Origin of the sequence: Kitasatospora sp. NPDC059973 (genome assembly GCF_042737525.1) — a bacterium.
Lineage (GTDB): Bacteria > Actinomycetota > Actinomycetes > Streptomycetales > Streptomycetaceae > Kitasatospora.
In genome coordinates this window covers 1-9,985 of the sequence record NZ_JBHWUI010000231.1, presented here as the reverse complement: position 1 = coordinate 9,985, position 9,985 = coordinate 1, and the positions used below count along the sequence as shown (strand labels likewise).

The 9,985-nt window shown below is 74.4% G+C and carries 8 protein-coding genes; 3 read left to right on the top strand and 5 right to left on the bottom strand.

The genetic code is table 11. The features are described from left to right. Positions 1 to 72: 72 nt before the first annotated feature. The 5 genes from menC to ACFWA9_RS35955 all read right to left on the bottom strand — a co-directional run bounded on the left by menC (position 73) and on the right by ACFWA9_RS35955 (position 7,042). Positions 73 to 1,176, bottom strand: coding sequence for an o-succinylbenzoate synthase (menC, locus tag ACFWA9_RS35975; RefSeq protein WP_352286827.1), 1,104 nt, complete (start codon positions 1,174 to 1,176; stop codon positions 73 to 75). Next, positions 1,173 to 2,054 (bottom strand): GNAT family N-acetyltransferase, encoded by an 882-nt coding sequence (locus tag ACFWA9_RS35970; RefSeq protein WP_380393188.1) that lies wholly within the window; start codon positions 2,052 to 2,054, stop codon positions 1,173 to 1,175. The genes menC and ACFWA9_RS35970 overlap by 4 nt, the downstream gene beginning before the upstream one ends. Next, a complete protein-coding gene (locus tag ACFWA9_RS35965) occupies positions 2,051 to 3,133 on the bottom strand; it encodes a M20 family metallopeptidase (RefSeq protein ID WP_380393191.1) in 1,083 nt (360 codons plus the stop codon). Before ACFWA9_RS35965 ends, ACFWA9_RS35970 begins: the two co-directional genes overlap by 4 nt. A 242-nt stretch (positions 3,134 to 3,375) precedes the next feature. Then, the gene (locus ACFWA9_RS35960; RefSeq protein ID WP_380393185.1) at positions 3,376 to 5,109 is read right to left on the bottom strand and encodes a PucR family transcriptional regulator; all 1,734 of its coding nucleotides are present in this window, start codon (positions 5,107 to 5,109) and stop codon (positions 3,376 to 3,378) included. Positions 5,110 to 5,260: 151 nt separating this feature from the next. Then, complete coding sequence (locus ACFWA9_RS35955; protein ID WP_380393182.1) at positions 5,261 to 7,042, bottom strand: penicillin-binding transpeptidase domain-containing protein; 1,782 nt, start codon at positions 7,040 to 7,042, stop codon at positions 5,261 to 5,263. 393 nt (positions 7,043 to 7,435) lie between these two features. Here ACFWA9_RS35955 and ACFWA9_RS35950 point away from each other — a divergent pair, with 393 nt between their 5' ends. The 3 genes from ACFWA9_RS35950 to ACFWA9_RS35940 all read left to right on the top strand — a co-directional run bounded on the left by ACFWA9_RS35950 (position 7,436) and on the right by ACFWA9_RS35940 (position 9,930). Next, the gene (locus ACFWA9_RS35950; protein WP_380393180.1) at positions 7,436 to 8,386 is read left to right on the top strand and encodes a hypothetical protein; all 951 of its coding nucleotides are present in this window, start codon (positions 7,436 to 7,438) and stop codon (positions 8,384 to 8,386) included. A gap of 378 nt (positions 8,387 to 8,764) precedes the next feature. Then, positions 8,765 to 9,493 (top strand): class I SAM-dependent methyltransferase, encoded by a 729-nt coding sequence (locus tag ACFWA9_RS35945; RefSeq protein WP_380393178.1) that lies wholly within the window; start codon positions 8,765 to 8,767, stop codon positions 9,491 to 9,493. A 152-nt stretch (positions 9,494 to 9,645) separates the two neighbouring features. Further along, positions 9,646 to 9,930 (top strand): pyrimidine/purine nucleoside phosphorylase, encoded by a 285-nt coding sequence (locus tag ACFWA9_RS35940; RefSeq protein WP_380393175.1) that lies wholly within the window; start codon positions 9,646 to 9,648, stop codon positions 9,928 to 9,930. The last annotated feature ends 55 nt before the right edge of the window (positions 9,931 to 9,985 follow it).

Here is a 9,985-nt window from a genome sequence, read left to right as displayed (position 1 = left end):
GGTCCACCGGTTCGGTGGACCACCGCCGCCGGTCGGCGCGGCCGATCGGCGGGACATCCTCCCCGCGTTCGGTTACAGGGCGATCCACTCGGTGGAGGTGGTGACCTCCTTCAGGAGGTCGGGCAGGGGTTCGACACCGAGGCCGGGGCCGGTGGGGACGGCGAGGTGGCCGTCGGCGAGGACGAACGGCTCGGTGATGTCGGTGGCGAAGTAGCGGTGGGAGCCGGAGGTGTCGCCGGGCAGGGTGAAGCCGGGGAGGGCGGCGAGGGCGACGTTGGCGGCCCGGCCGATGCCGGTCTCCAGCATGCCGCCGCACCAGACGGGTATGCCGTGGGCGCGCGCCAGGTCGTGGATGCGGCGGGCCTCCAGGTAGCCGCCGACCCGGGCCGGCTTGATGTTGATGACGGAGCACGAGCCGAGCGAGATGGCGGCCGCGGCGTCCGCGGCGGATTCGATGGATTCGTCCAGGCAGATCGGGGTCCTCAGCAGTTCGGCCAGCCGGGCGTGCTGCACGAGGTCGTCGTTGGCGAGCGGCTGCTCGATCAGGAGCAGGTCGAACGCGTCGAGTTCGGCGAGCTGCCGGGCGTCGACGAGGGTGTAGGCGGCGTTGGCGTCGACCTGCAGGAGGAGGTCGTCGCCGAAGCGCTCGCGGACCGCGCGGACCGGCTCGACGTCCCAGCCGGGTTCGATCTTCAGCTTGATCCGGGCGTAGCCCTCGGCGACGTAGCCGTCGACGGCGTCCAGGAGTTCGGGGATCGAGTCCATGATGCCGACCGAGACCCCGCAGGGGACCTTGTCGCGGGAGGCGCCGAGGTACTGGGCGAAGGACTCGCCCGATGCCCGGAGCTGCGCGTCCAGGACGGCGGTCTCCAGGGCCGACTTGGCCATCCGGTGGCCGGTGAAGGGCTCCAGCACCCGGCCGACGGTGTGGGCGTCGATGCCGTCCTTGGGCAGCGCGGGGACGAGGAACCGGCGCAGGACGTCCTGGACGCCGTCGACGTACTCGGAGCAGTAGCGCGGCTCGGACATCGCGGCGCACTCGGCCCAGCCCTCGCCGTCGGCGGTCTCGACGCGGACCAGCAGGACGTCGCGGCCGGTCTCGGTGCCGAAGGAGGTGCGGAACGGCGAGACGAGCGGCAGCTGGATCCGGCGGAGTTCGATCCCGGAGATCTTCATGACTGGTGGCTCCTGGCGAGGGTCGGGGTGGCGGTCGTGGTGGCGGTCGAGGTGGCGGTCGAGGTCAGGGTCGTGGTCAGGGTCGTCCGCGGGGCGGTGGCGCCGGTGCGTCGGACGAGGTAGGAGCGCCGGTCGTGGAGGCCGGTGACCCGGGCACCGTCGGCGAGCAGCTCGCCCAGGGTGTGGCGGACGGCCAGTCGCCAGGCCCGGGCCGCGCCGGGGTCGGTGCGGCGCAGCGCCTCGATGTCCTCGGGGAGGTCGATGAGGACGCACTCGGCGTCGATCGGGCCGGTCTCGGGCCGGCCGTCGCGGTCGCGGACGGCGTGAGCGGTGCCGGGCGGCGCGGTGACGGGCGGGCAGGTGCCGGCGACGGTCGCGGTGACCGGCGGGGCGCTCAGGTCCCAGGTCGCCAGGACGCGGTCGGAGTCGTCGCCGCCGTTGATGGCGTCGTCCATGCGGCCGTAGAAGGACTCCAGGTACTCGGTGGGCCGGGCGCCGAGTTTGACGAGGTTGAAGTAGGCGTTGCGGCGGATCAGCGGGTCGTAGGTCCAGGTGATGTGCCGCAGTCCGCGCTCGAGTGCCCACCGGCGCTGGTGGAGCTTCAGCGCCAGGCCGATGCCGCGGCCGGGAGCGGCGCCGGTGATGTGGGAGTGCAGGGTGGTGCCGGGCGGGGCGGCGAGGAAGGCGATCGACGCCCCGACCAGGTGGCCGTCCCGGTACGCGCCGGCCACGTAGTTGCCGGCGTGTGCGAGGGCGCGCATCACCTCGACCGGGACGGGTGTGCCGCCGCTGTCGGTGCGCCAGATGTCGGCGTAGAGGCGCTTCACGTCCTCGAAGTCCTTGAGGTCGTGGAGTTCGCGTACCTGGAACGCGGTCATCGCAGGGCTCCGGTGAGGTGGGCCAGGAGGCGGGCGCGGCGCGGCATCTCGGCGGTGCGGACGTGTTCGTGGTCGGCGTGGGCGCCGTCGCCGACGGCTCCGAGGCCGTCGAGGGTGGGGCAGCCGACGCCGGCGGTGTAGTTGCCGTCGGAGGCCCCGCCGACGGCGGCCTGCCGCAGGGGAGGGAGCCCGAGCGCGGCGGCCTGCTCGGCCGCCAGCGTGAACAGCGCGGCCGAGGCGGTGGCGTCCAGGGGCGGGCGGTTGGGGCCGCCCCGGAGGTCGAGGCGCGCGCCGGGCAGGTGGGGCCGGAGCGTGTGCACGAGGTGGTCGACCGTCTCCTGCGCCGCGGTGCTGGGGACCCGGACGTCGATGGTGAGGTCGGCCCGGGCCGGGACGGTGTTGGTCGTGGTGCCCGCGGACAGGAGGGTCGGGGTGACGGTGGTGCCGGGTCCGGTCCGCCCGAGCACGGTGTCGGCGATGTCCCGCAGCGCGAGGACCTGGTGGGCGAGTTCGACGGCCGCGTTGACGCCCTTCCGCGGTTCGAGTCCGGAGTGCGCGGCGCGGCCGTGCACGGTGAGGTCGTAGCTCGACACGCCCTTGCGGGCGGTCTTCAGCGCTCCGCCGTCGGCGGAGGGCTCGGCGACGAGGGTCGCGGAGCAGCGGCGGGCGGTCTCCTCGACGAGGGTGCGCGAGGTGGCGGAGCCGACCTCCTCGTCGCCGGTGACGAGCACGCAGATCCCGTCGAGCGTGGGGAGGGAGGCGAGGGCGTGGAACATCTGGACCAGGCCGGCCTTCATGTCGAAGACGCCGGGTCCGCGCGCGATGCCGTCCGCCACGGACCACGGGTGGGTCCTGAGCGAGCCGACCGGCCAGACGGTGTCGTGGTGGCCGAGCAGGAGGACGCGGGGCGTTCCGAAGGTCCACTGGACGTGGGTGACGCCGCCGTTCACCAGCAGCCGGGCGGGGGCGCCGAGCAGGCGGGCCCCCTGGGCGGCGACGACCCGGGCGCTGCGGGCCACGGCCTGGTGGTCGGCGGAGTACGACTCGCAGGTCACGAGCTCTTCCAGGTCGGCGAGCATCGCGTCGAGCTCCGGCGCGAGGTCGGCGGGCGGGGGCGCGGGCAGGGGCGGGGTTCCGAGGTCGGCCGGCACGGGGGTCCTCCTGGGGTGGGGTGACACCCACGCTAGGCAGCGCCGGCGGCCGCGCGTTCGTCGTCCCGTCACAACGTGGACGGCCCGTTCGTACGCGGGACCCAAGTGCCCGGACGCCGCGGTGCGCCGGACACGGCGCCGGAGGCGGCAGCGCCCGGGCACCCGGGCGGTCAGCCGGAGCCGATGGCGCCCGCTCCTGAGGCGGGGTCCGCACCACCGCGCTGCGAGGGCATCAGGCGCAGTTGCAGCATCGCCGCGAACCGGGCGGCCGGGTCCTGTAGGTCCAGGCACCCCACCTCGGCCACCCGGCGGATCCGGTAGCGGAAGGTGTTGGGGTGGACGTACACGCTCGCCGAGGCGGCGATCACGTCGCCGAAGGCGTCCAGCCACGCCCGCAGCGTCTCGACGAGGTGGGCGTTGTGCTTGGCGTCGTAGGCCACCAACCGGGCCAGTGGCGCGGACAGTTCGTCGCCGTGGGTGGCGGCGAGGTCGCGCAGCTCCAGCAGCAGCGCGTCGGTGTTGACGTCCGTGATCGACGCGACCCCCGCGCCCGACCGCCGCTCGAACAGCACCCGCAGCGCGCGGTCGGCGTTCGTCCTGGACCGCGCCAGGGCGGTGGGCTCCTCCGCCACCGACCCGATGCCGATGACCGCGCCCGTCCGGTTCCCGGTGCGCTCCAGGAAGTCCGAGGCCACCTGTACGGCACGTTCGCGCCGATGGGCCGCCTCGCCCCGCACCGGGAACAGCGCGTAGGCCACGTCGCCCAGGAGGGCCACCGCCGAACGCGGCTGGACGGCGGTGAGGTGGATGGCCAGCGCGCCGGCCAGGCGCTGCCGCTCCGCCGTGACGTGGGCGTGGTCCTCACCCGGGCGGTCTGCCAGCCCCAGGGCCATGACGAGGGTCGGCTCGTTCGCCAGGCCCAGCCGGCCGAGCGCGTCGGGCGCGCCGGCCCCGCCCTCCAGCACGGTGGTGACCAGGTCGGTGCGCAGCCGGTTCTCGGCGTCGGCCCCGGCGCGGTGGCGCAGCATGTGCAGGGCGACGAGCTTCGCGGCGTCCTTGAACGCGGCCTCCCTGGCGGGGGTGAGCGGTTCGCGGACCGCGGCCCACACCGAGCCGAGCACCTCGTCGCCCGCCCGTACCGCGATCGCCACGCGCGGCAGTGCCGTCTCGCCCTCGCCGACCGCCGCCGGTGCGATCCGCACCGGGTCCTCGCTGCGGTAGATCTCCCGGAAGACGCCGCGGCTCTCCATGAGCCGCACGTACCGGTCGGGGACCTGGCGGGCCAGGATGGTGGCCACCCGGGCGGGGTCCGCCTCGTCCTGGCGGCCGGAGAAGGCCAGGATGCGCTGGCAGCGGTCCTCGATGGTGATAGGCGCGTCCAGCAGGGTGGCGACGGCGTTCGCCAGGGCGAACAGGTCGCCCGAGGGCACCCCTCCCAGGGTCTGCCCGCCGCTGTCCCCGATGTCGCCCTCGGCCAGCAGGGTGCGCAGCATCGCCGCCAGCTGGGCCCAGGAGGCGCCGCGGGTCAGGGCGAGCAGGGGTATCCCGGTCTCGGACACCGCCCGCGCGAGGGCCTCGCCGTCCTCGACCGGCCCGTCCCCGACGGGCTCGCTCCTGGCCGGCCCGCTCCCGACCGGCCCGTCCCCGACGGGCCCCCGTACGACCAGGGCCGCGACGCGGTGGGTCGCCAGTTCGTGCAGCAGCCGGACGATCTCCTCGGAGCCCCGGACGCCGGCCCCGAGCACGATGGCCCGCGGCGGGTACTGCTGCTCGTCGTACGGGTCGTGGATCCCCACGCCGCCGATCTCCGGGGCCAGGCCGACGTCGCCGTGCAGCAGGTCGAGCAGCGTGGGGCCGAGGTCCCGCAGTACCCGGCCCAGGCCGCCGGCGGAGTGCGTCGCCATGTGCCTGATCATCTCCGCAGGTTAGGGGCCTGACCGCGCCCCCGGCTCGGTACCCGCGGACCAGGCTAAGCCCCCGCGTTCGTCGCCCGGGACGAACGCGGGGGTGGGCTGTTCGACGGGTCCGGTGCCGGCACCGGACCGACCGACGGTGTCAGCCCTTGCCGCCGGCCTTCAGGACCTCGGCCGCGGCCACGCCGGCCGCGCTGTTGCCGTGGCCGCCGCCCTCGACCTCGGCCGCCACCGCGAGGTCGTCGCGGTAGGCGATGAACCAGCTGTTGGTGCCCTTGCCGGCACCGGCCTCGACGGTGCCGGTCTTGGCGCCGATCCGCCCGGACAGCCCGGACATCGGTGCCCGCGCGGTGCCCTGGGTCGCGGTCTTCGCCATCATCGCCCGCAGGTCCCGTGCGACGCCCTCGGGAAGCCTGCCGGGGGCCGTCACCCGCTTCGCGTCCGGCACCAGGACGGGCTGGCGGAACGTTCCGCTCTGCACGGTGGCCGCGACCGAGGCCATCAGCAGCGAGTTCACCTGGATCTGGCCCTGGCCGATGAAGGTGGCGGCCGCCTCGTCCTTGCTCTTCGGCACCGGGATGGTGGCGTCCCTGCTCGGGATGCCGATGTGCCACTCCAGGCCGAGGCCGAACTGGTTGCGGGCGACCTCGGGCACCGTCCCGAGCTGCAGCTTCTCCAGGCCCTTGTCGATGAATCCGGTGTTGCAGGAGTGGGTGAAGTCGTCGGTCAGGGTGTAGCCGGGGAAGTCGCCGGGCTCGTCGTTGTGCCAGGCGCGCGGGGAGTTGGTGGTCTCCTTGCACGGCACCACGGTGTCCGGCCCGACCCCGGCCTGGAGCAGGGCGGCGGAGGTGATCACCTTCATCGTGGACCCCGGCGGCTGCCCGCCGCCGACCGCGCGGTTGAACCCGTCCGGCGAGGAGTACGCGAGGGCGAGGATGTGGCCGGTGCTCGGCTGGACGGCGACCAGCGAGGCCGGCTTCCCGCCCGCGGCCTGCTTCTTCACCGCCTCCTCGGCCACCTGCTGGAGGCCGGCGTCCAGGGTGAGCCTGATCTCCGGCGCGTTCGCCGGGGTGAGCACGAACAGCTGCTCCGGTGCCTTCGCACCGCCGTCGGAGATCACCACGGCCTGCCCGTCGACGCTGGACCCGCCCCGGGTGGGGGTGATCTGGGGCAGCACGCTCCTGAGCGACGGGAACGCGTCGAGCGGCTTGCCGTTCCGGTCGACCGGCTTCGCCACCGGATCGGGCAGCAGCTTGATGCCGATCGTCTCGCCCGCGTCGAGATGCGGGTGGATCACGTGCGGCGACCAGCGCACGGCCACCCTCCCGTCGGCCGCCCGCAGCACCGTCAGCGCGCTGTCGTACTCCCAGGCCTCCGCGGTGCCCTCGAACTCCGCCTTCGCCCGGAAGCCCACCGCGGGCTCGCTCGGCGTCGCGGACGCCACCGGGCCGGTCCCGGCCAAGGTCAACGAGCGCGGCTTCACCGCGTCGCGGAACGCCGCCAGGGCGGTCCGCGCGGTGTCCTGGCGGTCGGTGAGCGCCGCCGCGGCCGCGACGTCCCCGCGGCCCCAGGCCGCCAGGAAGTCCTTCGCCACCGCGTCGGCCTCCGCGGCGGTCGGCGCCGGCTGCGCCGACGCGGCCGCGGCCGGGGACTCCTGGTGGTCACCGGCCGCCGGGCCGTTGCCCGTCACGGCGTTCACCACGTTGTAGGCCCCGTACCCGCCGGCGGCCAGCAGCCCCACGACGGCTGCCGCCAGCGCGCCCTGCCAGACCCGGCGTCCGGCGGAGCGGCGCGGCGGTTCCTCGTCCTCGATGTCCTCGGCGTCGTCCGGGTACTCGGTGTGGCTGGGCGGGCTCCCGATGGACTCGGGGTCCGCCCGGTGGTCGTCGGCGTACGCGCCGGATTCCTCGTGTTCTGCTGGCACTGCGTTCCCCCCGTTGGTCCCCGGTCATGGGTCCGTTCCCCCGTCGTTCCGCTCCGCCTGGCCGCCGTGGCGGCCGGACGGCTCGGGCGGCGTCCAGCATAGGCGGGCCGGGCTCGGCGACCGGCGGCGGGGAGGCCTCCCTTCGTATGCGCAAGGGCGCCATCGGTGTCGCCGGAGGGCCCTCGGGGTGTCGCGGCCGATCGGCGGCGAGGCCTGTCCGCGGGCGGCGGCGCGGGGCCGTGCGGCACCGGTCGCCGTCCAGCGGGTATCCCAGAAGGCTGGGATACCGGCCTTGGCCGCGTACGGACAAACTGGCGCGTGGCCGGCCACTGCGAAGGGGCGTTCCCGCGCAGGATCCGGCATTCCCCGTACCGACGGCTTCCGGAGGCACTCTTGCTCGTATCCCTCAGGCGTACCCTGCTCGCGGTCCTGCTCGCCCTCACCGGGCTGCTCCTGCTGCCGGGCGGCGCGTCCGCCGACACCCCGGCGTCGGTCCTGTTCAACCAGTACTCCCAGCGCTGCCCCGACGCGAGGTCGGGGATCCAGGACATGCACCCCTGCGCGCCGTCCGACAACCCCGGTATGTGGGTGATCAAGCGCGTCGCGGGCTACCCCGAGCGGTTCACCGTCACCACCAGCAGCCCGGACGGCGTCCTCTGTCTGACGGCCGACGACCTGCCGATGACCACCGGCTGTGTGGCTGGCTACACCAGGCAGCAGTGGGAGATCACCCCGTTCGAGGCGGAGCCGGCCCTGTACGACCTGGTCGGCCTGCGGCTGAAGAACGTGGGCACGTCGGACTGCCTGGACAACTCGCGCAAGAACTTCGGCGGCTGGAAGCTGGTCCTGAGGGGCTGTGACGGCGGCAGTTACCAGCAGTGGGACGTCTACCGCAGCACCTACGACGCGGTCTTCCACGCTCCTCCGGGCCAGCACAAGGGCATGACCTGGGGCACCCTGGAGCAGCGCGCCGACAACGTGGTGCACGTCGGCTTCGACAACCTGACCAACAGCGACCCGTACAACGGCGACACCGCGGCGAACGCCGTGCTGCCGGTGCTCTGCATCAGGCAGGACGGCCGCCCCGCTCCGGCGGGCGTCCCCACCAGCGGCTTCCACAGCTGGGTCGGCGGCGAGGTGAAGGTCACCCCGGCGCTGCCCGGCTACGAGCTGACCAGCCGCGCCGTCGCCGACCAGAAGTGCGCGACCGTCTTCGGCGCCGGCTTCCGGATGGCCGAGTTCCACGACGGCACCGGCTGGGGTCTGTGGGCCAACGGCACCCTGCCCGCCAACACCCGCTTCTGGACCGCCATCAGCGGCCAGTCGGCCAACCCCTGGGACTGACCCACCGGCCCCGGAGGGCGGGCGCCGACGACGGCGCCCGCCCTCCGGGGCGCCGCCGTGCCCGGCCCGCCGGGGAGAGGTTCATGTCGGTGCCGAAGAGGGACCCCGAGGCGATCTGGATCACTCTCGCCAAGAAGGAGATCTACGACACCGTCACCTGGTAGCACACCCGCCCAGCCTCCGGGGGGCGGACCGCCGGCGGTCCGACCCCCCGGCAGGTCGTCACGCCGGAAGGTGCCGAGCACCTCGGCGGGGCAGGCCCCACTCCGCTCGGCCCGCCACTGCCGGGCGGCCGGATCGCGCGGACAAGCCGTGCGCCGACGGCGCGGCGCGTGCCAGGATCTCGGCATGTCTGGTCGCGCGTTGAGTTTCGGGGCAGTGGCGCAAGCCTACGAACGGTTCCGCCCGGGGTATCCCGAGGAGCTCTTCGACCTGGTGGTGGCCTACGCGGGCCGGCCGGTGCGGACCGCTCTGGAGGTCGGCGCCGGCACGGGCAAGGCGACCCGCCTGTTCGCCCGGCGGGGCGTGGCGGTCACCGCGACCGAGCCCGACGAGGGCATGCTCGCCGAACTGCGCAGGCACGTGCCGGCGAGCGTCCGGACGGCGCGGGCCGCGTTCGAGGACGTGCGGCCGGGGGAGCGCTACGGACTGGTCTACGCCGCGGCGGCGCTGCACTGGACGAGGCCGGAGGGCCGGTGGTCGCACATGGCCGCGCTGGTGGAGCCCGGCGGCGTGTTCGCGTCGTTCGGCGGGCCGACCGAACTCGTCGACCCGTCCGTGGAGGAGGCCGTGCGCGCCGCGCGGGCGCCGTTCCTGGAGCGCGACGACGTACCGCCCCCGGACGAGGAGCCGGACATGCGGTGGCCGGGTACGGAGCTGCGGCGGTCCGCGTGGTTCACCGACGTCCGACAGTCGGTGATCGAACGGCGGTTGAGCATGAGCGCGCGCGACTACGTGGGCCTGCTGTCGACGATCTCGGCGTACCTCATGCTGGCGCCGGGGGACCGGGAGCTGTTGTTCGGCCGGCTGCTGCGGGTGCTGCCCGGGACGGTCGAGATCGCCGCCGACATCACCGTCCATCTCGCACGCCGGTGCCACGACCAGTAATCCGGGGGCGTGCTCACCCGCGGGTGGGGGCCGTGGGCGCGTGGGCACTCCCGCCTGCTCGGAGGAACAGCTGCTCTCGCTAGCCTTGCCCACCGGGCGGCCGGCGCGACGAGCCGGCCGCCCGGCTCCGCCCGTCTCCCAGGAGGACCCCCATGTTCAAGGTCAACGAGTACTTCGACGGCACGGTCAAGTCGATCGCCTTCACGACGGAGGACGGTCCCGCGACCATCGGCGTCATGGCCCCCGGGGAGTACGAGTTCGGCACCGCCGCCCGCGAGGTCATGCACGTGGTCAACGGCGCGCTGACCGTCAGGCTGCCGGGCGCCGACGGTTGGGAGACCTTCCGGACCGGCGAGCGCTTCGACGTCCCGGCGGACAGCACGTTCCAGCTCAAGGTCGAAGCCGACACGGCCTACCTCTGCGAGTACCGCGACTGACACCGCCCCGGACCACCCGTTCCGGCGGAGCGGCAACGGCGGCGCCTCCCCCGGG

What these genes read in the sequence shown, in the direction of transcription:
- ACFWA9_RS35940 (WP_380393175.1), top strand. Translation starts at nt 9,646, where the DNA reads ATGTTCAAGGTCAACGAGTACTTCGACGGCACGGTCAAGTCGATCGCC.
- menC (WP_352286827.1), bottom strand. Translation starts at nt 1,176, where the DNA reads ATGAAGATCTCCGGGATCGAACTCCGCCGGATCCAGCTGCCGCTCGTC.
- ACFWA9_RS35965 (WP_380393191.1), bottom strand. Translation starts at nt 3,133, where the DNA reads ATGCTCGCCGACCTGGAAGAGCTCGTGACCTGCGAGTCGTACTCCGCC.
- ACFWA9_RS35960 (WP_380393185.1), bottom strand. Translation starts at nt 5,109, where the DNA reads ATGGCGACGCACTCCGCCGGCGGCCTGGGCCGGGTACTGCGGGACCTC.
- ACFWA9_RS35970 (WP_380393188.1), bottom strand. Translation starts at nt 2,054, where the DNA reads ATGACCGCGTTCCAGGTACGCGAACTCCACGACCTCAAGGACTTCGAG.